The organism is Pseudomonas sp. MWU12-3088 (genome assembly GCF_023242405.1).
GTDB classification, from domain to species: Bacteria; Pseudomonadota; Gammaproteobacteria; order Pseudomonadales; family Pseudomonadaceae; genus Aquipseudomonas; species Aquipseudomonas kribbensis.
The window spans coordinates 96,938-120,229 of the sequence record NZ_JALJEA010000012.1 but is presented as its reverse complement, the minus strand read 5'-3'; the positions used below and the strand labels follow the sequence as shown (position 1 = coordinate 120,229).

General features: G+C 61.8%; 20 protein-coding genes and 1 other RNA gene. 12 read left to right on the top strand and 9 right to left on the bottom strand.

The features are described from left to right. Positions 1-11: 11 nt before the first annotated feature. The 6 genes from zipA to M5B98_RS24475 all read left to right on the top strand — a co-directional run bounded on the left by zipA (position 12) and on the right by M5B98_RS24475 (position 7,584). Positions 12-878, top strand: a complete 867-nt coding sequence (gene zipA / locus M5B98_RS24500; protein ID WP_119426424.1) for a cell division protein ZipA — start codon at positions 12-14, stop codon at positions 876-878. 87 nt (positions 879-965) lie between these two features. Further along, the gene (gene ligA / locus M5B98_RS24495) at positions 966-3,323 is read left to right on the top strand and encodes an NAD-dependent DNA ligase LigA (RefSeq protein WP_248744253.1); all 2,358 of its coding nucleotides are present in this window, start codon (positions 966-968) and stop codon (positions 3,321-3,323) included. A 68-nt stretch (positions 3,324-3,391) separates the two neighbouring features. Next, complete coding sequence (locus tag M5B98_RS24490) at positions 3,392-4,558, top strand: putative zinc-binding metallopeptidase (RefSeq protein WP_248744252.1); 1,167 nt, start codon at positions 3,392-3,394, stop codon at positions 4,556-4,558. A gap of 111 nt (positions 4,559-4,669) precedes the next feature. Further along, positions 4,670-4,766, top strand: an RNA gene (ffs, locus tag M5B98_RS24485) — signal recognition particle sRNA small type. A 232-nt stretch (positions 4,767-4,998) separates the two neighbouring features. Beyond that, complete coding sequence (locus M5B98_RS24480; protein WP_248744251.1) at positions 4,999-6,954, top strand: hypothetical protein; 1,956 nt, start codon at positions 4,999-5,001, stop codon at positions 6,952-6,954. A gap of 123 nt (positions 6,955-7,077) precedes the next feature. Continuing rightward, the gene (locus M5B98_RS24475) at positions 7,078-7,584 is read left to right on the top strand and encodes a DUF4823 domain-containing protein (protein WP_248744250.1); all 507 of its coding nucleotides are present in this window, start codon (positions 7,078-7,080) and stop codon (positions 7,582-7,584) included. Between the two features lie 80 nt (positions 7,585-7,664). On the opposite strand, the gene M5B98_RS24470 is transcribed toward M5B98_RS24475, so the two are convergent. Next, the gene (locus M5B98_RS24470; protein ID WP_248744249.1) at positions 7,665-8,414 is read right to left on the bottom strand and encodes a substrate-binding periplasmic protein; all 750 of its coding nucleotides are present in this window, start codon (positions 8,412-8,414) and stop codon (positions 7,665-7,667) included. A 145-nt stretch (positions 8,415-8,559) separates the two neighbouring features. Between M5B98_RS24470 and dnaX the strand changes: the two genes are divergently transcribed. The 5 genes from dnaX (at position 8,560) to M5B98_RS24445 (ending at position 14,127) form a co-directional block, all read left to right on the top strand. Then, positions 8,560-10,650 (top strand): DNA polymerase III subunit gamma/tau, encoded by a 2,091-nt coding sequence (gene dnaX / locus M5B98_RS24465; RefSeq protein WP_248744248.1) that lies wholly within the window; start codon positions 8,560-8,562, stop codon positions 10,648-10,650. A 67-nt stretch (positions 10,651-10,717) separates the two neighbouring features. Next, positions 10,718-11,056 (top strand): YbaB/EbfC family nucleoid-associated protein, encoded by a 339-nt coding sequence (locus M5B98_RS24460; protein ID WP_007951650.1) that lies wholly within the window; start codon positions 10,718-10,720, stop codon positions 11,054-11,056. Between the two features lie 148 nt (positions 11,057-11,204). Further along, positions 11,205-12,239: an NADP-dependent oxidoreductase gene (locus tag M5B98_RS24455; RefSeq protein ID WP_248744247.1), complete on the top strand. Its 1,035-nt coding sequence runs from the start codon at positions 11,205-11,207 to the stop codon at positions 12,237-12,239. A 65-nt stretch (positions 12,240-12,304) separates the two neighbouring features. Then, positions 12,305-12,907 carry a recombination mediator RecR gene (gene recR, locus M5B98_RS24450; RefSeq protein ID WP_085711931.1) on the top strand — a complete coding sequence of 201 codons (603 nt, stop codon included), beginning with the start codon at positions 12,305-12,307 and terminating at the stop codon, positions 12,905-12,907. Positions 12,908-12,978: 71 nt separating this feature from the next. Next, entirely contained in the window at positions 12,979-14,127 is a 1,149-nt protein-coding gene (locus M5B98_RS24445) for an acyl-CoA dehydrogenase family protein (protein WP_248744246.1), read from the top strand. A gap of 110 nt (positions 14,128-14,237) precedes the next feature. On the opposite strand, the gene M5B98_RS24440 is transcribed toward M5B98_RS24445, so the two are convergent. Both M5B98_RS24440 and fnr read right to left on the bottom strand, forming a co-directional pair. After that, positions 14,238-14,786 (bottom strand): adenine phosphoribosyltransferase, encoded by a 549-nt coding sequence (locus tag M5B98_RS24440; protein WP_248744245.1) that lies wholly within the window; start codon positions 14,784-14,786, stop codon positions 14,238-14,240. Between the two features lie 78 nt (positions 14,787-14,864). Beyond that, positions 14,865-15,599, bottom strand: coding sequence for a fumarate/nitrate reduction transcriptional regulator Fnr (fnr, locus tag M5B98_RS24435; protein ID WP_007951654.1), 735 nt, complete (start codon positions 15,597-15,599; stop codon positions 14,865-14,867). Between the two features lie 155 nt (positions 15,600-15,754). On the opposite strand from fnr, the gene M5B98_RS24430 reads away from it, so the two are divergent. Next, positions 15,755-16,237, top strand: coding sequence for a hypothetical protein (locus tag M5B98_RS24430; RefSeq protein WP_248744244.1), 483 nt, complete (start codon positions 15,755-15,757; stop codon positions 16,235-16,237). Here M5B98_RS24430 and hemN read toward each other — a convergent pair. The 6 genes from hemN to ccoG all read right to left on the bottom strand — a co-directional run bounded on the left by hemN (position 16,234) and on the right by ccoG (position 23,042). Further along, a complete protein-coding gene (gene hemN, locus M5B98_RS24425; RefSeq protein WP_248744243.1) occupies positions 16,234-17,616 on the bottom strand; it encodes an oxygen-independent coproporphyrinogen III oxidase in 1,383 nt (460 codons plus the stop codon). The genes M5B98_RS24430 and hemN overlap by 4 nt on opposite strands. An 85-nt stretch (positions 17,617-17,701) precedes the next feature. Beyond that, positions 17,702-18,385: a sulfite exporter TauE/SafE family protein gene (locus M5B98_RS24420; protein ID WP_248744242.1), complete on the bottom strand. Its 684-nt coding sequence runs from the start codon at positions 18,383-18,385 to the stop codon at positions 17,702-17,704. Further along, positions 18,378-18,590, bottom strand: a complete 213-nt coding sequence (gene ccoS, locus M5B98_RS24415) for a cbb3-type cytochrome oxidase assembly protein CcoS (protein ID WP_248744241.1) — start codon at positions 18,588-18,590, stop codon at positions 18,378-18,380. The genes M5B98_RS24420 and ccoS overlap by 8 nt, the downstream gene beginning before the upstream one ends. Positions 18,591-18,612: 22 nt before the next feature. Next, a complete protein-coding gene (locus tag M5B98_RS24410) occupies positions 18,613-21,063 on the bottom strand; it encodes a heavy metal translocating P-type ATPase (protein WP_248744240.1) in 2,451 nt (816 codons plus the stop codon). A 12-nt stretch (positions 21,064-21,075) separates the two neighbouring features. After that, positions 21,076-21,615: a FixH family protein gene (locus M5B98_RS24405; protein WP_248744239.1), complete on the bottom strand. Its 540-nt coding sequence runs from the start codon at positions 21,613-21,615 to the stop codon at positions 21,076-21,078. A gap of 11 nt (positions 21,616-21,626) precedes the next feature. Continuing rightward, complete coding sequence (gene ccoG / locus M5B98_RS24400) at positions 21,627-23,042, bottom strand: cytochrome c oxidase accessory protein CcoG (RefSeq protein WP_119426411.1); 1,416 nt, start codon at positions 23,040-23,042, stop codon at positions 21,627-21,629. Between the last annotated feature and the right edge of the window lie 250 nt (positions 23,043-23,292).

Sequence of the window (23,292 nt, the reverse complement as noted above, 5' to 3'; positions counted from 1 at the left end):
CACGGGATTACATGGAAATCGGTCTGCGCGAGTGGCTGATCGTCATCGGCATCATTGTGATAGCCGGTATTCTTTTCGATGGCTGGCGCCGTATGCGCGGCGGCAAGGGAAAACTGAAATTCCGTCTTGACCGAAGTCTGTCCAACCTGCCGGACGAGGACACCAGCGCAGAGCTGTTGGGCCCGGCCCGCGTGCTGGATACTCATAAAGAGCCACAACTGGACGAACACGACCTGCCATCGGTGAGCATGCCGGCCCGCGAACCACGCGAGCCTCGCGAATCCGGTTCCAAGCGCGGCAAACGTGCCAACAACGGTCCGGCCCAGGGCGACCTGAACCTCGATCTGGACCTGGACGGCGGCCCGAGCTTCAGCAGCCGTGACGATGACTTCATCGAGCCTGTCGCCAAGTCGTCGCCGGCCGTTGCCGACAAGGATCAGCCGCAAGCTGAAGAAGTATTGGTGATCAGCGTGATCTGTCGCGACCCGGCCGGCTTCAAGGGCCCGGCACTGTTGCAGAACATTCTGGAAAGCGGTCTGCGTTTCGGCGAGATGGACATTTTCCACCGTCACGAAAGCATGGCCGGCAACGGCGAAGTGCTGTTCTCCATGGCCAACGCGGTCAAGCCGGGCATCTTCGATCTGGACGACATCGACCATTTCAGCACCCCGGCGGTGAGCTTCTTCCTCGGCCTGCCAGGCCCGCGTCATCCGAAGCAGGCCTTCGACGTGATGGTCGCAGCAGCCCGCAAGCTGTCCCAGGAACTGAACGGCGAATTGAAAGATGACCAGCGCAGCGTCCTGACCGCGCAGACCATCGAGCACTACCGCCAGCGCATCGTCGAATTCGAACGCCGCGCCCTGACCCAGAAGCGTTGATTGAAAAGGTTGCCTCGCAATAAAGGGGCAATCGGCAAAATAGATTGAGCAGCCTCGGCTGCTCTTTTGCTTTATGAGAGAACACCCATGACTGCCGCCAAAGACCGCATTCTAGAGCTGCGCGCTGAACTCGATCAGCACAACTACCGTTACCACGTCCTCGATGAGCCGAGCATTCCGGATGCCGAGTACGACCGGTTGTTCCACGAGCTCAAGGCGCTGGAAGCGGCCAACCCGGAACTGATCACCAGCGACTCGCCGACCCAGCGCGTCGGCAGCGTGGCGCTGACCGCGTTCACCCAGGTGCGTCACGAAGTACCGATGCTCAGCCTTGGCAACGCCTTCGAAGAAACCGACATGCGCGAGTTCGACCGTCGGGTCACCGAAGGTCTGGACCTGCCGGCCGGTGATCTGTTCGGTGGTGGCGCGGCGGTGGAATACAGCTGCGAGCCGAAACTCGATGGCCTGGCGGTCAGCCTGTTGTATCAGGACGGCGTGCTGGTGCGCGGCGCCACCCGCGGCGATGGCACTACTGGCGAAGACATCAGCGTCAACGTGCGCACGGTGCGCAACATCCCGCTGAAGCTGCACGGCGAAGGCTGGCCGGCGACGCTGGAAGTGCGTGGTGAAGTGTTCATGTCCAAGGCCGGTTTCGAGCGTCTCAACGCCTCGCAACTGGAGATCGGTGGCAAGACGTTCGCCAACCCGCGCAACGCGGCGGCCGGGAGTCTGCGCCAGCTGGATTCGAAGATCACCGCCAACCGTCCGCTGGAATTCTGCTGCTACGGCATTGGTCAGGTCTCTCACGATATTTCCGACACCCACATCGGCAACCTCAAGCAACTGCAAGCCTGGGGCATGCCGATCAGCCATGAGCTGAAACTGGCCAAAGGCATCGGCGAATGCCTGGATTACTACCGCGATATCGGTGAGCGCCGTAACTCGCTGGCCTATGAAATCGACGGCGTGGTGTTCAAGGTCAACAGCATTGCCGACCAGCGCGAACTGGGCTTCCGCGCCCGCGAACCGCGCTGGGCCATCGCCCACAAATTCCCGGCCATGGAAGAGCTCACCGAGCTGCTCGACGTGGAGTTCCAGGTTGGCCGCACTGGCGCCGTCACTCCGGTGGCGCGCTTGAAACCGGTGAAGGTTGCCGGCGTCACCGTGGCCAATGCCACGTTGCACAACATGGACGAAGTCGCGCGGCTGGGCCTGATGATCGGCGACACGGTGATCATTCGCCGCGCCGGCGATGTGATTCCGCAAGTAGTGCAGGTGGTCATCGAGCGCCGCCCGGAAGATGCGCGGCCGGTGCAGATTCCCGAGAGCTGCCCGGTCTGCGGCTCCCACGTCGAACGCACGCAACTGGTCAAACGCAGCAAAGGCAAGGAAACCATCAGCGAAGGCGCGGTGTATCGCTGCGTCGGTCGTCTGGCCTGCGGTGCGCAGCTCAAGCAGGCGATCATTCACTTCGTTTCCCGTCGCGCGATGGACATCGAAGGCCTCGGTGACAAGAGTGTCGAGCAACTGGTCGACGAAGGTCTGGTCAGTTCGCCGGCCGATCTCTACGCGCTGAAGTTCGATGACATCGTCGACCTCGAAGGCTTTGCCGAGGTGTCGAGCAACAAGTTGCTGGCCGCCATCGAAGACAGCAAGAAGCCGGGCCTGGCGCGCTTTATCTATGCGCTGGGTATCCCGGATGTGGGCGAGGAGACGGCCAAGGTATTGGCGCGCTCGCTGGGGTCGCTGGAACGCGTCCAGCAAGCCTTGCCGCAAGTGCTGACGTACCTGCCGGACATCGGTCTGGAAGTGGCCCACGAGATTCACAGCTTCTTTGAAGATGCGCACAACCAGCAGGTGATTACCGAATTGCTGGGCCACGGTTTGCAGATTCAGGATCAGGGCGAGCTGGGCGCCGAGTTTGCCGCCAGCACCACGCTGGGCGGTTTCCTCGACAAGCTGCACATCCCTTCGGTGGGGCCGGGCGGGGCGCAGAAACTGGCGGACAAGTTCGAAACGCTGGAAGGCGTGATGAACGCTGACTGGCTGGACATGCGCCAGGCATTGCCGGAGAAGCAGGCCAACTCGGTGCGTGAGTTTTTCGAACTGCCCGAGCATCGGAAACTGGCGGAAAGTGCCGAGAAACAACTGCGCGATTTCGGCATGCACTGGCAGAGCGAAAAGAAAGTCGTCGAAGGCCTGCCGCTGGCCGGGGAGACCTGGGTACTGACCGGCAAGGTCGAGCTGATGAGCCGCGACGTCGCCAAGGAACACCTGGAAAGCCTCGGCGCCAAGGTTGCCGGTTCCGTGTCGGCCAAGACCCATTGCGTGGTCGCGGGGCCGGGCGCCGGGTCGAAGCTGACCAAGGCCAACGAGCTGGGCGTAAAGGTCATGGATGAAGAGACGTTTATCGCGTTCCTGAAAGGACACGGTATTTCCGCCTGACGCAGCGCGCGGGAACGATCGACTCGCGGGAATGATCTAGTCTTGGCAAGCCCCAGGGAGAGATCGCCATGTACCGCTTTTTCGAGCAGCTCAGTTCCCGCATCGTCGCGCCGTTCATGGGCGAATCCTCGCGCAACAGCAAAGTCTGGCCGTGCCGCTGCGGCCAGTCGCTGTTCTTTCGCAACAGCCAGTGCCTGGCCTGCAACGCTGCGCTGGGTTATCAGCCGGAACACAGTCGGCTGACCTCGCTGCAACCGGGGCCGCAGGAAGGCACCTGGACGCTGGATGTCGATCCCGAGGCCAGGCTGTTCCGGCGCTGCGCCAACCTCGACACACCGGCCGCCTGCAACTGGCTGCTGCCTGCCAACGATCACGACACCCTGTGCGCAGCCTGCGATCTGAATCGCACCATCCCCGATCTGTCCGTCCCGGAGAACCCCGAGCGCTGGCGCAAGGTGGAAATCGCCAAGCGGCGACTGGTGGCGCAACTGATCAGCCTCGGTCTGCCGGTCATCCCGAAAACCGTCGACGAAGACACCGGCCTGGCGTTCGATTTCATCGGCGTCGATCTGGAGGGCAATGCTCCCATGACCGGTCATGCCAACGGCTTGATCACTCTCGACATCGCAGAAGCCGACGACGCCCACCGTGAACAGGTCCGGGCGCAGATGCACGAACCCTATCGCACATTGCTCGGGCATTTTCGCCATGAGGTCGGGCATTACTACTGGGATCGGTTGATCGCCAACGGCCCTTGGCTGGGTTCATTTCGCAACCTGTTCGGCGACGAACGTGCCAGTTATGCCGAGGCGCTGGAGCGGCATTATCAACAGGGCGCGCCGGCGGACTGGTCGCAGCATTACGTCAGCGCCTACGCCACCATGCACCCCTGGGAAGACTGGGCGGAAACCTGGGCCCATTACCTGCACATGATGGACGCGGTGGACACCGCGCTGGGTTTCGGCATGAGTGCCCGGGAGATGGATCTGGATTACCAGCCGTTTCCGTCGAGCACGCTGTACGACCCCGAACATCCCGGCGGCGCGGCGTTCCTGTCGTTCGTCAACGCGTGGATCGAACTGGCCGGCATGCTCAACGAACTGTCACGCAGCATGGGCCAGCCGGATTTCTATCCGTTCGTGCTGCCGCCTGCGGCGATCGCCAAGCTGCACTTCATTCATCTGGTGATCCAGCAAGAGGGCGGCCGCGCGGACGAGGTGCTTCAGGCGCAATAGCAAGTGCTTGAAGCCCTTCATATTTTTTATCTGCAACCAGCGGTTGTAACTTCGTCTCAGATAGGTACAATGGCGCGGCTCGCCGACAGGCGAGTGTCGTTATGGTGACCCTATCGGTCCCCCCGCAACGATTACCCGTGAACCTGGTCAGAGCCGGAAGGCAGCAGCCACAGCGGGAACATTGTGTGCCGGGGTGTGGCTGGTAGGGTTACCACCTTAACGAACATCGAACGAATCAACGCCGAACTGCATGGGTTTCGCCCACTGCGGTTTTTTTATGCCTGCGATTTGGCGGTTCGTCCCCAAACCCTCTGCTAGCAACGGCGTCGACGCGGGGTAATCATTTCCCTTGCGATCCCGCATACTCGCCACAACCGAAATAAATGAAGAGTCTGGCCAGGATCGACCTTGTAAGGTCTGGGCCCTGGCCGCGAGGTTTTATGCTCCCGGAACATTCCGATCTATCCAGCCCTGTGTTTTTGCCCGTCACGGATGAAACCTGCGCGAACCTGTTGCAGGCGAGTGGCACCCAAGCCCTCGAAGCCCTGACCGACCCAGAGTTGGCGGCAGTGCTGGTCATCCAGAATCTGGTGCAGACGACAGAGCAGGATCTCGGCGCCGTGGCGGCAGAAAAGATTCTGGCCAGGCTCTTGTCCTGGGCTGCCGAAAAGCGGCAGTCAACGACCGCGGGCCTGCTGTCCGAAGCACAGCGACTGTTCGACCCGCGCAAACTGTATTTCGGCCTGAAGGTCCTCCAACCGCTGAATCTGCGTTTTCTGCTGGCCGAAGAAGTGTCGGCACGCGACTATTTATTGCCCGATGGTCAGTGGGATTTCGAATACAAAGTCCGGCGCCATCGCAGCCATGACCCGTTCAGTCAACAGATCGTGACGCCCCGGCAGCGCGAGCGCTGGTTGAGCCCGGCACAAGACAAACTGGTCAGAACCTTCCGCGCCAACCTGGACGAAGACCTGCACGTTCAAGGTTACGCGGGGATCGGCAAAAGCCATCTGCTGGTGGCGTTGCTGGAGCATCTACGGCCGGAAAAAACCCTGTTGCTGGCGCGCACCCCGGCCAAGCTCGAAGTCCTTCGTCAGCGCATGGTGGGGGTGAGCGAGAAGAAGGCCGGCAAGACCTTTCTGGCATTTGCACAGTCGTTGATGCTCGGTCGCAGGCCTCAGGCGGAGGGGACGCGAATCCCGAGCCGGCAGGCGCTGGCGCAGGAACTGAACATCTACGGTTTCCGCCACCACGACGGGCAGGCGACCCTTGAACTCTGCCTCAAAGTGATCGAGCGCTATTGCCGTTTCCGTGATCACACTTTTTCCGCGAAGCATCTGCCGCATTTCAACCAGCCGCTCTCCAGCGTGGACGCGCAAGTGTTACTGGAGTATTCGAGTCGGCTGTGGGGCTACCTCGAGCTCAATCCGGCGTGGGGCAGCCAGACCGGTTTTGAAGCGCTGCTGATGATCAAGCGCGCCTGTATCGCCGGTTGCGTGGTGCCGGCGCGCTATACGCACGTGTTGATCGACGAAAGCCAGGACATTCCCGGCTCGCTGTTGCAGATCATCGAACGCGGCCGCCAGGTGCTGATCACCCTCGGTGACGAGTATCAGCAGGCCAGCGGCGTGCCGGTCAAGCGCCACCGTGAGGTTCGCCAAAGCGATATCAGCTATTCCGTGCGCTCGGGCCGCAACGTCGAGCGGCTGGTCAACCCGCTGATCGCCCGGCACTCGCAGAAGGGCAAGATTCCGTTCGAAGGCGCCAGTGATGCTGACGTCGTCATCAAGGAGTACCCGGAAGGTTTCGTACCATCCGAAGGTTGCGTGGTGCTGACGGCATCGCCGTGGGACACCATGATCTGGGCCATCCACCTGCACGATTCCAACTGCAAATTCAGATTCCCGGACAAGCGCACCCAGGATGACCTGAAGCATTTCATGGCCACTGCCATCGAGTTGTTCAAGCCGGATTTCTACCGTTCCGAATTCAGCGAAAACGGCGTGCATCCGTACTTCAGCGACCTGCCTGACTGGCAAACGGTGTGCGACGCCAACCGGTTCGACGAGTCGTTCCTGCGGGTCAGGGCCAAGCTGGAAAACGGTTTCATGATTGCCGACCTGACACGCCTGAACCGAATGATCGACAACGCTGGCAACGGCTGCATGCTGATGCTGGCGGAAGAGGCGGGGGGCATGGAGTTCGACAAGGTGCTGCTGACGCCGGGGCTGCTGACCAACGAGAAATTCAAGGATGCCTACGCGTTCGATCAAAGGATCTGCGCCGTGTACATCGCCATCTCCCGCGCCAGGCTGAAACTTTACGTGCCGTACGATGTGGTTGCCTGGGTCGAGTATCACGAATACCAGAAATTCCGCGATACGGCCGGCCATTGATGGTGCCGGGCTGTTGAGATTCTTCGGTCATGGACATTGTGATGGCACATTAGTAGCATTTGCGCGCTTCAACCCAGTCTGAACGGGTTGGGCTCTTCTCGTATCGAAAGTCATGGAGACACTGTGTTCAAGCGTTCAATCATCGTTTTATCTGTTCTGATGTCAGGCTGTTCCGCCAAGTACGTTCAGCAGGATTTGACGACAAGTCCTGAAAAATTGATTCAAGGTCAGTCGGTCTCTATCGCAACGCCTGTCGATGGTCGTTACGAGACCACCGTTTATAAAGCGTCGGGCGCCATGACGGCGGACGCGGTCCGGTCGGCATTTGCCCGCTATGCCAATCAGGTGAAAGTGTCCGAATCCTGTGCGGATCTTGCCTGTATCAGACAGCAGGGGAATGCCGGGTACTACGTCGTGCCGGAAATCCTGCATTGGGAAGACCGGGCAACAGAGTGGTCGGGTATCCCTGACCGGATCGAAGTGAAATTGGCGATTTACGGCGCGAAGGGTGATGAACCTCTGGCGTCGACTGTGGTGTCAGGCAAGAGCAAGTGGCTGACGTTTGGTGGCGATCATCCGCAGGATCTGCTGCAGAAACCTATCGAGAGTTATGTGAAGGCTCAGTATTGAGTTTGCAGCTGGCTGAAAAACATCGGCAATGAAAAAAGGAACTCGGCAGACGGGTTCCTTTTTTTGTGGGTGTTGACAGGTCAAGGTTCGCTGCCCGAACCACCGGTATACAACCGGATAATGTCATCAATCTCCCCCGACATTTTCATCTGCAGCAGCATCCTCAATATTCGCTGCACGGGAATATCCGGATCGTTGCGCACGTAGCAGCCGACCTGCTGCTCCTGCAATACCGCCACCCCTTGCAGTTGCTGCCCCGGCAGCAGGCGCTGGTTGAACCAGTCCAGGGTCCATTGATTGCTCACGGCGTAGCGGTAACGGCCGGCCAGCAGCTTGTCCAGCACCGGTTCCTGATTGCGTGCGTCTTCGCGCCATAAGCGGTCGGTTTCAAACAGTGGTTGCAGGGTGGGGTAGCTGTAGCCGAGCACGGTGCCGATAGCCTGGCGGGGCAGGTGGGCTGGATCGACGCTGGAGGGTTGATCCTGGCGGCTGATCAGCAGGTCACGCTGGAAAAAAAGCGGAATGCTCCAGATGTAATCGCCGGACTGGTTCGGCAGCCAGGATTGCGCGGCATAACAGCGCACGTCGACTTCGCCGTGTTCCATGGCGTTCTGCACCCGGGTGCGGGGCAGGACGTGAAACTCCGCCGGCACGCCGACCTGGGTCGCGAGGCTGAGCATCATGTCGTAAAGAATGCCCTGGGTCGGGCGGCCATGTTCGTATTGCACCAGCGGCATCGCCCAGCTGTCGGCCATGGCAAAACGCAGCGGCGGCTGCGTGGCCATCACGTTCAGGCTGATTCCCAATATTGCCCCCACGGCCCACCGCATAAATGCTCCGGTAATTCCCGTTCCCGTGCCGACAAAAGCCTCCGCCCATGCAGCTTAGCCAGAATAGAAGAGCGCACCGGATGCAATTTTGCCCTTGCTCCGCTAGCATTAGCCGCTTCTGCTTCCTTTGCCGCGACGGTTTTCGATGAGTTATCAGGTTCTTGCACGTAAATGGCGTCCGCGCTCGTTCCGCGAAATGGTCGGCCAGACCCATGTGCTCAAGGCTCTGATCAATGCCTTGGACAGCCAGCGCCTGCACCACGCCTACCTGTTCACCGGGACGCGAGGCGTCGGCAAGACGACGATTGCGCGGATCATCGCCAAATGTCTGAACTGTGAAACAGGTATCACTTCAAGCCCCTGCGGCGAGTGTTCGGTGTGCCGCGAGATCGATGAAGGGCGCTTCGTCGACCTGATCGAGATCGACGCCGCGAGCCGGACCAAGGTCGAGGACACCCGCGAGCTGCTCGACAACGTGCAGTACGCCCCGAGCCGTGGGCGCTTCAAGGTCTACCTGATCGACGAAGTGCACATGCTCTCCAGCCATTCCTTCAATGCGCTGCTGAAAACCCTCGAAGAGCCGCCGCCCTACGTCAAGTTCATTCTGGCGACCACCGACCCGCAGAAACTTCCGGCAACGATTTTGTCGCGATGCCTGCAGTTCTCCCTGAAGAACATGACGCCTGAGCGTGTGGTCGAGCATCTGACCCACGTCCTCACCGCCGAAAACGTACCGTTCGAAGACGACGCCCTGTGGCTGCTCGGCCGCGCGGCCGACGGTTCCATGCGCGACGCCATGAGCCTGACCGACCAGGCCATCGCCTTCGGTGAAGGCAAGGTTCTGGCCACCGACGTACGGGCGATGCTCGGCACGCTGGACCACGGTCAGGTCTATGACGTATTGCATTCCTTGATCGAAGGCGACGCCAAGGCGTTGCTCGAAGCCGTGCGCCACCTGGCCGAACAAGGGCCGGACTGGAACGGCGTACTCTCGGAAATTCTCAACGTGCTGCACCGCGTCGCCATCGCCCAGGCTTTGCCGGAAGGCGTCGACAACGGCCACGGCGACCGTGACCGGGTGCTGGCACTGGCCCAGGCCCTGCCGGCCGAAGACGTGCAGTTCTATTACCAGATGGGCCTGATCGGCCGCCGCGACTTGCCGCTGGCGCCGGACCCGCGAGGCGGTTTCGAAATGGTTCTGCTGCGGATGCTGGCCTTCCGGCCGGCGGACACGGCGGATGCCCCGAGGCAACCGCTAAAGCCAGTGGGGATCAGCCAGGCCACAGTTGATTCCGCAAACTCAGTGGCTGCCGCGCCGAAACCTGCGCCGGTAGTTGCTGCGGCTGTTGCGCCGGCTCCGGTGGTTGCACCTGCTCCTGCTCCTGCACCTGTTCCTGCGCCCGCGCCGGTTGCCCCGGTGATTGCACCTGAACCCGTGCCGGAGCCGGAACCCGCACCGGTCGCCGTCGAAGAAGTCGTCGATCTGCCGTGGAATGACCCGGTAGAACCGGCGCCTGTGCAACAGCCAGCGGTAGAGCCTGTGCTGGAAACCGCCGCCGAGCAGCCAGAGTTGCCGCCAATGCCGCTGCCGACCCCGGACAGCGTCGTGCCGGATGCGCCTGAATGGGCCGCTGCGCCGATTCCTGAGCCGTCCGTAGCCGAAGTCGATGCCTTCACGCCAGGCATGGACATGGACGACGAGCCGCCGCTCGACGAAGACTACATCGAGCCGGACATGGATTCGGCCTACAGTTACCTCGACGATCTGGCCAGCGAGCACGCCGCAGAACCGGCCCCCGAGCCCGAGCCGGAACCCGCCGCCGCGCCGGCCACCGGTCTGGCCCTGCAATGGCTGGAGTTGTTCCCGAAACTGCCGATTTCCGGCATGACCGGCAGCATCGCCGCCAACTGCACGCTGATCGCGGTCGATGGCGACAACTGGCTGATGCACCTGGACCCGGCCCACAGCGCCTTGTTCAACGCCACTCAGCAGCGGCGTCTGAACGATGCCTTGAACCAGTATCACGGTCGTACGCTGAACCTGAGCATGGAGCTGATCAAGCCCGAGCAGGAAACTCCGGCCCAGGCCGCGTCCCGGCGCCGTGCCAACCGTCAGCGCGAGGCGGAGGAGTCGATCCACGGCGATCCGTTCATCCAGCAGATGGTCCAGCAGTTCGGCGCGGTCGTGCGACACGATACTATTGAACCTGTCGACGCCCTGGTCAGTCAGGGCTAATAACTTAAGGCGTTCGGCGCAAGTCGCCGGGCGCTGTATTGATCCAAGTACTTTTGAGGTGATTACCATGATGAAAGGTGGCATGGCCGGCCTGATGAAGCAGGCACAGCAGATGCAGGAAAAAATGGCCAAGATGCAGGAAGAGCTGGCCAACGCAGAAGTCACCGGCAAGGCCGGCGGCGATCTGGTCACCGTGGTGATGACCGGTCGTCACGACGTGAAAAAAGTCAGCATCGATCCGAGCGTACTGCCGGGGCTGGACGAAGACGACCGGGAAGTGGTCGAGGATCTGGTGGCTGCAGCCGTCAACGCCGCCGTGCGTCAGATCGAAGCCAACAGCCAGGCCAAGATGGGCAGCATGACCGCTGGCATGAACCTGCCGGCCGGTATGAAACTGCCGTTCTGATTCGCCTTGGCGGGTTGGATGAGCTACAAAAAATGCCAGGCATCGCGCCTGGCATTTTTGTTTCCGGCTGACGAAACATCGAACGCGCAATAGCTGCAACGGTCTGCTCCCTATACCGACGAATTCACCATTCACAGGAGACGCTGACATGTCCGACCCTCTGACTCTTAATCAACGCTTCGTGCTGGCCTCGCGGCCGGTGGGCGCGCCGACGCCCGAGAATTTCCGTCTGGAGCGCGAGGCGCTGCCGGATCTTGAAGACGGCCAGTTGTTGCTCAAGACCCTTTACCTGTCGCTCGATCCCTACATGCGCGGGCGTATGAGCGACGCTCCGTCCTACGCGGCACCGGTACAAATCGGTGAGGTGATGACCGGCGGGGCTGTCAGCCGGGTCGAGCAATCGCGTCATCCGAAATTCCAGGTCGGCGATCTGGTGGTCGGCGCTACGGGCTGGCAAAGCCACAGTCTCAGCGACGGTCGCAACATCATCCCGATTCCGTCCGGGCTGCCGAGTCCGTCGATGGCCCTCGGCGTGCTGGGCATGCCGGGCATGACCGCTTACATGGGGCTGATGGACATTGGTCAGCCGAAAGCAGGGGAGACCTTGGTGGTCGCTGCGGCGTCGGGCGCGGTAGGCTCGGTGGTGGGCCAGGTCGCCAAGATCAAAGGCCTGCGCGCCGTCGGCGTGGCCGGTGGTGCCGAGAAATGCAAATACGTGGTCGAGGAGTTGGGTTTCGACGCCTGTATCGATCACAAGGCGCCGGACTTCGCTGAACAATTGGCCAAGGCCTGCCCGAAAGGCATCGACATTTATTACGAAAACGTCGGCGGCCATGTCTTCGATGCGGTCGTCCCGCTGCTCAACCCCAAGGCACGGATCCCGCTGTGTGGCCTGATTGCCGGCTACAACGCCACGGAAGCGCAAAAAGGCCCGGATCGTTTGCCTGCCTTGCAACGCACCCTGCTGACCAAGCGTGTACGCATTCAGGGCTTCATCGTGTTCGACGACTACGGCGACCGTCAGCCGGAATTCATCAGCGCCATGGTGCCGTGGGTACGCGAGGGCAAGGTGAAATTCCGCGAAGACGTGGTCGACGGCCTGGAGCAGGCGCCGCAGGCGTTTATCGGTCTGCTGGAGGGGCGCAACTTCGGCAAACTGGTGGTGCGGGTCGCCCAGGACTGAGGATTTGACGCTGGCCGGAGGCGCGGGTATAAACCGCGTCTCGTTGTTTTGTCGGACTTTTTCCCATGAGCTTCAGCCCTTTGATTCGCCAACTGATCGACGCCCTGCGAATTCTGCCGGGCGTGGGTCAGAAAACTGCCCAGCGTATGGCGTTGCAGTTGCTCGAACGTGACCGCAGCGGCGGTACGCGCCTGGCCCAGGCCTTGAGCCAGGCCATGGAAGGGGTCGGACACTGCCGCCAGTGCCGCACGCTGACCGAAGACGACCTATGCCCGCAATGCGCCGACACGCGCCGTGACGACACGTTGCTGTGCGTGGTGGAGGGGCCGATGGATGTGTACGCGGTCGAGCAGACCGGATTCCGTGGTCGTTACTTCGTGCTCAAGGGGCACCTGTCGCCGCTGGACGGGCTCGGCCCGGAGGCCATCGGCATTCCGCAACTGATGGCGCGGATCGAAGAGGCGGGTACTTTTACCGAAGTCATCCTCGCCACCAACCCGACCGTGGAAGGTGAAGCGACAGCGCACTACATCGCGCAATTGCTCAACAACAAAGGTTTGATCGCCTCGCGTATCGCTCACGGCGTGCCATTGGGTGGCGAACTGGAGCTGGTGGACGGCGGCACGCTGGCTCATTCGTTTGCCGGGCGCAAGCCGATTTCTCTCTGAGCCGCACAATCCTGTTGAAAACCAAGCAAGCGCTCGGTTAAGTTCGGCGAACCCTTCCATGGAGTTCGCCGATGCCCGCCTTCCAGGAATACTTCGACCCCAGCCACCAAATGGTCCGCGACAGCGTCAGACGTTTCGTCGAACGCGAGATCCTGCCGGACATCGATGCGTGGGAAGAATCCGAAAACTTTCCTCGTGAGCTGTACCTCAAGGCCGGTGCGGCCGGCATCCTCGGCATCGGTTATCCCGAAGCGCTGGGCGGCAGTCACGAAGGTGACCTGTTCGCCAAGATCGCCGCCAGCGAAGAACTGATGCGTTGTGGCTCGGGCGGACTGGTGGCCGGGCTTGGTTCACTGGATATAGGTTTGCCACCGGTCGTCAAATGGGCCCGGCCCGAAGTGCGTGATCGCGTCGTGCCTCAAGTGCTCTGCGGCGAGAAGATCAGCGCGCTGGCGGTGACCGAGCCGGGCGGTGGCTCCGACGTCGCCAACTTGCAGACCCGCGCCGTACGCGATGGCGATCATTACCGGGTCAGCGGTAGCAAAACCTTCATCACCAGTGGCGTGCGCGCGGATTACTACACCGTCGCGGTGCGTACCGGTGCGCCGGGTTTTGGCGGCATCAGCCTGTTGTTGATCGAGAAGGGCACGCCAGGTTTCACCGTCGGCCGGCAACTGAAGAAAATGGGCTGGTGGGCGTCGGACACGGCTGAATTGTTCTTCGACGATTGCCGGGTGCCTGTGGGAAACCTGATCGGTGCGGAGAACATGGGGTTCGCCTGCATCATGGGCAACTTCCAGAGCGAGCGTCTGGCGTTGGCGCTGATGGCCAACATGACCGCGCAACTGGCGCTGGAAGAGAGCCTGAAGTGGGCGCGGGAGCGTCAGGCGTTCGGCAAACCCATCGGCAAGTTCCAGGTGATCAAGCATCGCCTCGCCGAAATGGCCACGGCGCTGGAAGTCTCGCGGGAGTTCACCTACCGGCAGGCGGCGAAGATGGCGGCGGGGCAGAGCGTGATCAAGGAAATCTCCATGGCCAAGAACTTTGCCACGGACACTTCGGACCGCATCACCAACGAGGCGGTGCAGATTCTCGGCGGGATGGGTTACATGCGCGAAAGTCTGGTGGAGCGGCTGTATCGGGATAACCGCATCTTGTCGATTGGCGGCGGGACGCGGGAAGTGATGAACGAGATCATCAGCAAGCAGATGGGGCTTTAGGTTTTGCAGTGAGGCTGCCGGCCCCTTCGCGAGCAAGCCCGCTCCCACAGAGGAACGCATTCCAACTGTGGGAGCGAGCTTGCTCGCGAAGGCGGTGGAACAGGCGCTATTTACTTATCGGTCAACGCAAACTGCGTCAGGCAGAACGTAGGAATCCCCATGTCCTCAAGGCGCTGCGAGCCACCCAGCTCCGGCAGATCGATGATCGCCGCCGCTTCATGAACGCGGGCGCCCGTGCGGCGGATCAGGTTGGCCGCCGCGATCAGCGTGCCGCCGGTGGCGATCAGGTCATCGAACATCACCACCGAATCGCCTTCGCACAGGCTGTCGGCGTGCACTTCGAGGAACGCTTCGCCGTACTCGGTCGCGTAACCTTCAGCCAGCACGTCCGCCGGCAGTTTGCCTTGCTTGCGGAACAGCACCAGCGGCTTGTTCAGCTGATAGGCCAGCACCGAACCGATCAGGAAGCCACGCGCATCCATCGCGCCGATGTGGGTGAAGTCGGCTTCCACGTAACGGTGGGCGAAGCTGTCCATCACCAGGCGCAGGGCCTTGGGCGACTGGAACAGCGGGGTGATGTCGCGAAAGATCACGCCCGGTTTCGGGAAGTCGATCACGGGGCGGATCAGGGATTTGATGTCGAAGGAGTCGAAGACCATCGTCGAGGTGTCCTGGCAGGGCTGCAAACGGCGCAGTATACCCGCGGCTGAAACGATACGCTCGGCCGCGGGTCGAGATCAGACTTCGAGCGAGCCGCCAGCCAGGGCGCAGAGCTGGATCGGGTCGAGGATATGGATTTCCTTGCCCTCGGCGGCGATCAGTTCGTTCTGCTGGAAGCGCGTGAAGACCCGGGACACGGTTTCCACCGCCAGCCCCAGATAGTTGCCGATTTCATTGCGCGACATGCTCAGGCGGAACTGGTTGGCCGAGAACCCGCGAGCGCGGAAACGCGCCGACAGGTTGACCAGGAACGTGGCGATACGCTCGTCAGCGGTCTTCTTCGACAACAGCAACATCATTTGCTGGTCGTCGCGGATTTCCCGGCTCATCACGCGCATCAGCTGACGGCGCAGTTGCGGCAGTTGCAGGGCCAGTTCGTCGAGGCGTTCGAATGGAATCTCGCAGACCGAAGTGGTTTCCAGGGCCTGGGCGGAAACCGGGTGTTTCTCGGTGTCCATGCCGGACAGGCCGACCAGTTCGCTTGGCAGATGGAAACCGGTCAGTTGTTCTTCGCCGGTATCGCTCAGGCTGAAGGTCTTCAGGGCGCCGGAGCGTACTGCATAAACGGAATCGAAGGTGTCGCCCTGGCGGAACAGGAACTCACCCTTTTTCAACGGGCGGCCACGTTTAACGATTTCGTCCAGCGCATCCATGTCTTCCAGATTCAGCGAAAGTGGCAGGCAGAGAGGGGCCAGGCTGCAATCCTTGCAATTAGCCTGGTTATGAGCGCGCAGTTTAACTGGCTCGGACATTTCTTAAATCCTTGTGGGAAAACACACATAAGGCGTAAGGGTAACCCAGGGGAGGACATTCAGGCCAGCCTGTGGCGAGATTGCCCCAACGGCATAAAGCCGCAGGTATGACGGCCGATAACCAGGTATCTGACGGCATGCAAGGAACCGCTTCGATGACTGCTATTGGCACGCTGCCCCCCGGTAACAGTGGCGTTGCGTCGTTGCTGGAAAGTGCTGAAACCTCCGTTGACGATGAGTCCGGCACAGACGCGGCATCGTTGGGAACCCCGACCTTGGTCGAGGGCGTCAAAGTGTCGCTGTCCGGTGCCGCCATTGCAAAATCCGCCGGTGTCGGCGGGAAAAACAGCGATATCGATGAAAGCGGCTTGCCGGAAAACGTCCAGCAATTGCTGAAGATGATTCGCAAGTTGCGCCAGCAGATCGCCGAAAAGAACGCCCAGATCAACGCGCTGATGGCTAACAAGACCCTCTCCAACGAAGAGCGATTCGCCAAGATCGCGGCCCTCAAAGGCGCCATTTCTGCCCTCAACAACGGTCTTATTACCGCCAACCTGTCCCTGGCCAAGGTCATCGACCAATCGGGCCTGACCGCAGACCAGAACCTGAAAACCAATACCTTGCTGATGAAGAGCTAGATCACCCGCGAGAAACGCTGGCGGTTCTGCTGTTCCAGATACGCGTCGAACACCATGCACACCGAGCGCACCAGCAGCCGGCCGGCCGGCAGCACGTTGATTCGTTCGCGATCCAGTTCGATCAAGCCGTCCTTTGCCATGCCTTGCAACTGCGGCCAGAGCGCGCCGAAGTAACCCTGAAAATCGATATTGAACGTGCGCTCGATCTCGGCGAAATCCAGGCTGAAATTGCAGATCAGTTGCTGAATCACCGCGCGCCGCAAGCGATCGTCGGCGTTGCACACCAGGCCACGGCTGGTGGCCAGTTGCGCGCCGGCGAGGGTGTTCTGGTAGTGATTGAGGTCGCTGCTGTTCTGGCAGTACAGGTCGCCGATCTGGCTGATGGCCGACACGCCCAGACCGATCAGGTCGCAATGACCGTGGGTGGTGTAGCCCTGGAAGTTGCGTTGCAGGGTCGATTCTTCCTGGGCAATCGCCAGTTCATCGTCGGGCAGGGCGAAGTGGTCCATGCCGATGTAGCGGTAGCCGGCGGCGGTCAGTTGTTCGATGGTGCGTTGCAGCATTTCCAGTTTTTGCGTCGGGCTCGGCAATTCATTGCCGTTGATCCGCCGCTGCGGCATGAAGCGTTCCGGCAGGTGCGCGTAGTTGAACACCGAGAGCCGGTCCGGTTGCAGGCTGATGACTTCTTCGACGGTGCGGGCGAAGTTGTCCGGGGTCTGCTTGGGCAGGCCGTAGATCAAGTCGATGTTGATCGAGCGAAATTGCAGGGTGCGCGCCGCGTCGATCACCGCGCGGGTTTCTTCCAGGCTTTGCAGGCGATTGACTGCGCGCTGCACCGCCGGGTCGAGATCTTGCAGGCCGATGCTGACCCGGTTGAAGCCCAGTTCTCGCAGCAGGCCCATGGTCGACCAGTCGGCTTCTCGTGGATCGATCTCGATGCCGTAATCGCCGGAGTCGTCATCCAGCAGATTGAAATGCTTGCGCAGGTGCGCCATCAATTGCCGCAATTCGTCGTGGCTGAGAAAGGTCGGGGTGCCGCCGCCGAAGTGCAGTTGCTCGACTTTCTGCGCCGGGTCGAGGTGGCAGGCGATCAACTGGATTTCCTGCTCGAGCCGCTGCAGGTATGGCAGGGCGCGGCCGCGATCCTTGGTGATGACCTTGTTGCAGGCGCAGTAGTAGCAAATGTTCGCGCAGAACGGCACGTGCACGTAAAGCGACAGCGGGCGCAGGGCCTTGCGGCTGTCGCGCAGGGCGTGGAACAGGTCGAAGGTACCGACCTGACTGTTGAATTGCACGGCCGTCGGGTACGAGGTGTAGCGCGGCCCCGCCAGGTCGTAGCGGCGGATCAAATCGGTGTCCCAACGAATGGCGTCGAGCATGCGGGCATTCCCCCGGATAGGCTGGCAGTGTGAGCGAGTCTAGGGGAGGGCGCGGCGGGGCATCTTGATTTGCATCAAGCCTGGGTCAGTGGCCCATCAGCCAGTGCTGGTGCGGCCCCGGCAGGGTCCAGATGCCGAACAGGATCACCAGCAGACCGCCGGCCATGCGCACGCTGCGTTTGCGCAACAGCGCCGTGACCCGCTCGGCAGCGAGGCCTGTCGCGAGTAAAACCGGCCAGGTGCCGAGCCCGAAGGCGAGCATCAGCATTGCGCTGTCCAGCGCATTGCCCTGACTGGCCGACCACAGCAACGTGCTGTAAACCAGCCCGCATGGCAGCCAGCCCCATAGCGCACCGAGCAGCAAGGCCCGGGGCAGGCTCGACACCGGCAGCAAGCGGTTGGCCACCGGTTGAATGTAGCGCCATAGCCCGCGACCGAGGCTTTCAATGCGGGTCAGGCCGCTCCACCATCCGGCGAGGTACAAGCCCATGGCGACCAGCAGCAACCCGGCCAGAACCCGCATGAACAACGCAGCGGGACTGTTGGCCACGGCCCATCCCGCCAGCCCGATCAGTAATCCGGCCGTGGCATAACTGAGAATCCGCCCGAGGTTGTAGGCCAGCAGCAATCGAAAGCGTCGGCTGCGTTGTTCCTTGGGAATCGCCAGGGTCAGCGCGCCCATCAAACCGCCGCACATGCCCAGGCAATGCCCGCCGCCGAGCAGGCCGAGAATCAGCGCAGACACCAGCAGCGGCGCCAGATCAAGCATGAGGCGGCGCCTTGTCGTCCGGTTTGACCGGCTTGGCTTCGTCCACGGCGGCGGTGTGCTTCGGGTCCTGGTCGTCGAACAGGATGCTGTGGGCCGGGCCGTCGAGATCGTCGTACTGGCCGCTGTCCACCGCCCAGAAGAAGATGTAGACGGCGATGGCCACGATCAGCAGCGCGGCCGGAATCATCACGTAGAGAGCTGGCATCTGTACTCCATGCCCGCGCGGCTCAGGCCGGCAGCGGGCGGGTTTCTGACGTGGCGTTGACGGCCGGCGGGCTCGGCAGGCGAGTCAGGCGCAGGGCGTTGAGCACCACGGTCAGCGAACTGATCGACATGCCGACGGCGGCCCATACCGGAGTGATCCAGCCGAGGGCGGCGAACGGCAACATGAGGCCATTGTACAGCGCGGCCCACAACAGGTTCTCGATGATCACCCGGCGTGTGCGGCGGGCGAGCGTGAAGGCCTGCACCAGCGCGTCGAGCCGGTTGGACAGCAGCACCGCATCGGCACTGGTTTTCGCCAGATCCGTCGCCGAGCCCATCGCCACGCTGATGTCCGCAGCGGCCAGCACCGGCACGTCGTTGACCCCGTCACCGAGCATCAACACCTTGCGGCCGGCCTTGTGCAGTTGTTGCAGCACTTGCAGCTTGTCGTCCGGGCGCAGACCGCCCCGGGCCTCGTCGATGCCCAGTTCGGCGGCGACGCTGGCGACCATCGGCGAACTGTCACCCGACAGCAGCAACGTGTGCCAGCCGCGCGCCTTGCACGCGGCGAGCAGGGCCGGTGCGTCGTCGCGCAGACGGTCGTCGAGGGCGAACCAGGCCAGCGGCCCCTGAGCGTCGCCGAGCAGTAACCATTGGCCTGGTTCGTCGGGCATCTTCGGCACAGGTGCGCCGCTGAGATCACAGACAAAGTCCGCCTGGCCGATGCGTAAACGCTGTTCGCCAACCAGGCCTTCAAGCCCCAGTCCCGGCGTGCTGTGAACCTCTTCGGCGGCCAGCGGCGCCCGGCCAAAGGCGCGGGCAATCGGGTGTTCCGAACGGTTCTCCAGCGCGGCGGCGAGGCTCAGGCACTGATCGCTGTCGAGGGCGCCGAGCGGGCGGATCGAGCGCAACACCAGTCGGCCTTCGGTAAGGGTGCCGGTCTTGTCGAAAATCACCGTGTCGATCTGGTTCAGGCCTTCCAGCACATGGCCGCGGGTCAGCAGCAGGCCGAGTTTGTGCAGGGTGCCGGTGGCGGCGGTGAGGGCGGTCGGCGTCGCCAGTGACAGCGCGCACGGACAGGTTGCAACCAGCATGGCGAGGACGATCCAGAACGCCCGCGAAGAATCCAGTTCCCACCACAGCAGCCCGATGGCGGCCGCCGCGATCAGCGACAGCAGCAGGAACCATTGCGCGGCGCGGTCGGCGATTTCTGCCAGTCGTGGTTTTTCCGCCTGAGCGCGATCCAGCAGGCGAACGATGGCCGACAGCCGCGTGTCCTGACCCAGCGCCTGCACTTCAACGGTCAGCGCACCTTCCACATTCAGCGTGCCGGCGGTGACGGCATCGCCCAGTGTGCGAGGTTGTGGCAGGTATTCGCCGGTCAGCAGCGACTCATCGATGCTCGACTGGCCGTCGAGGATCTTGCCGTCCGCCGGCAGCACAGAACCCGGTTGAACCAGCACTCGGTCGCCAAGGCGCAGTTCGCTGAGCAGGATGCGTTCGCTCTGGCCGGCATCGTCGAGGCGCAGACACGAGGCGGGCAGCAGATTGACCAGTTGTGCGGTGGCAGCGGCGGTGCGTTCCCGGGCGCGGCGTTCCAGATAACGGCCGGCGAGCAGGAACAGGGCGAACATCCCGACGGCGTCGAAATACAGCTCGCCGACCCCGGTGATCGACGTCCAGATCCCGGCGACATACGCCGCGCCGATCGCCAGCGACACCGAGACGTCCATGGTCAGATGACGGGTGCGCAGGTCGCGCATGGCACCCTTGAAAAACGGTGCGCAGCTGTAGAACACAATCGGCGTGGTGAGAAACAGCGCGACCCAGCGCAGGATGGTGTGCAGCTCGGGGCTGAGGTCGATGTTGAATTCCGGCCAGGTGGCCATGGTCGCCATCATCGCCTGGAACCACAGCAGTCCGGCGACACCGAGTTGGCGCAAGGCGAGGCGGTTTTCGCTGGCCAGTTGTTCGCTGGCGCGGTCGGCCTGATACGGGTGCGCGGCGTAGCCGATGTGGCGCAGTTCGCCGAGGATCTGGCTCAGCGGCAGTTGGGCGTCGGCCCAGCGCACATGCAGGCGATGGTTGGACAGGTTCAGCCGCGCCTCGGCCACGGCGGGCAGCGTGCGCAGGTGTTTCTCGATCAGCCAGCCGCACGCGGCGCAACTGATGCCTTCCATCAACAGCGTGGTTTCAGCCAGTTCACCTTCGTGGCGGACGAAGGGTTGCTGCACGTCGGCGCGGTCGTACAGCGCCAGTTCGTCCACCAGTTGCACCGGCAGGGCCTCGGGGTTGGCCGAGGCTTCGCTGCGGTGCTGGTAATAACTTTCCAGCCCGCCGGCGACGATGGCTTCGGCCACGGCCTGACAGCCGGGGCAGCAGAATTCGCGGGATTCCCCGAGCACGACAGCGGTGAAGCGGCTGCCCGTCGGAACGGGCAGGGCGCAGTGGTAGCAGGGGAGTGGGGTGGTCATCAGGAGAGTTGCTTACTTGTCCAGGTCTTCCGCGCCTTGCAGCGGTTCGTCACCGAGCAACAGATCCTTGTCATGGCTGACCACTTCTTCCTCGAACATGCGCCACACCTGGTCACCTTGCGATCCGAGCAACTCGACAAAACGACGGCCTTCGACCTTGTCGTTCACCTGGCCAATGTAACGACCCTGTTCGGTTTCGCTGCGGGTCAGGACAATCTTGCGATCCTTGTCCGGCTGGGTCGGCGAGATCAGGTTCAGTTCCAGGGTTTTCGGCTGGCTGTCGCCGCTCAGGCGCAGATCGACTTCCCCGGTCACGTCGTCCAGATGAACGTTGGCGCGCATTTTCAGGGTCTGTGCCAGCAATTCACGGTCCAGCGAACGGTTGATGCCCTTGCCGGCCTCGTAGTAGTTGTCGTTGACCAGGTTGTCCGGGTTGTTCACCGCAATGGTCACCATGGACAGCGTCAGGGTCACCGAGCAAGCGAGGATCCCGATGATGATCCACGGCCAGAGATGCTTGTACCAGGGGCTTGCGGCGTTTGCTGCGGGCATGTTCAGTTCTCTCAACGATTTTGTGGGCCGATGAACCGGCTCTTGGCTTCTACGTGGACGCTGTCGTCATCGGCATCCTTGAGGATAAATTTCACCTCGTTGGTGCTCGACGGCAGTTGTTCGGGAGCGCTCGACAGCTCGACCGGCATGCTGAAGATTTCCCCGGCCGGCACCTTGATCTCGCGCTTGCCTTGCAGGCGCAGATCCGGCAATCCGGCGGCTTCCAGCACGTAGGTGTGGTCGCGCTGATCCTTGTTCATGATCTTCAGGCTGTAGACGTTTTCGATCCGGCCTTCGGCGTTTTCGCGATACAGCACGCGGTCCTTGCTGACGTCGAAACCCACCAGCGAACGCATGAAGAAGGCCGTCACCAACAGGCTGATCATCGCCAGCAGCACCACGGCATAACCGATCAGGCGCGGCCGCAGTTTATGGGTTTTCTGCCCGGACAGGTTGTGTTCGGTGGTGTAGCTGATCAACCCGCGCGGGTAGTCCATCTTGTCCATGATGCTGTCGCAGGCATCGATGCACGCGGCGCAGCCGATGCACTCGATCTGCAGGCCGTCACGGATGTCGATGCCGGTCGGGCAGACCTGGACGCACATGGTGCAATCGATGCAGTCGCCCAGGCCCTGAGCCTTGTAGTCGACGCCTTTCTTGCGCGGGCCACGGCTTTCGCCGCGACGCGGATCATAGGAAACGATCAGCGTGTCCTTGTCGAACATCACGCTCTGGAAGCGCGCATACGGGCACATGTAGATGCACACCTGCTCACGCAGCCAGCCGGCGTTGCCGTAGGTGGCGAGGGTGAAGAAACCGACCCAGAAATACGACCAGCCATCGGCTTGCCCGGTGAAGAAGTCGAACACCAATTCACGGATCGGCGAGAAGTAGCCGACGAAGGTCATGCCGGTGACGAAACCGATCAGCAGCCACATGGCGTGCTTGGCGAACTTGCGCAGGAACTTGTTGGCGCTCATCGGCGCCTTGTCGAGCTTGATGCGCTGGTTGCGGTCGCCTTCGGTGACCTTCTCGCACCACATGAAAATCCACGTCCACACGCTTTGCGGACAGGTATAGCCACACCAGACCCGGCCGGCATACACCGTGATGAAGAACAGGCCGAACGCGGCAATGATCAGCAGGCCCGAAAGCAGGATGAAATCCTGGGGCCAGAAGGTGGCGCCGAAGATGAAGAACTTGCGTTCCGGCAGGTTCCACCACACGGCCTGATGGCCGCCCCAGTTCAACCACACCGTACCGAAATACAGCAGGAACAGCGCCGTGCCGCCCATCATCCGCAGATTGCGGAACAGGCCGGTGAAAGCACGGGTGTAGATTTTTTCTCGAGAGGCGTAAAGGTCGACGCTGTTGTTCGCGTTCTTGTTGGGGGGCGTGACGTCGTGTACCGGAATCTGATTACTCATCATTGCATCCCACGGCAGTGGAAAAATGCCTCGGCCGATACGTGCCGGCCGGGGTCAGAAAGGGTGTTGCAGTGGCGCAATGATACGCCTGTGATGCCGACGAACGGGTGCGACCTTTGGTCGCGTTGGGGAAAAAACCTGAATGGTGTAGCGAATGTAACAAAGCATGATGCAGATCAATTGACTTGCTAAGTATGGACGGGTTTGCGAGCAGCGTCGTTCGCTGGTCCCGCATTCCTGGCCGACGTTG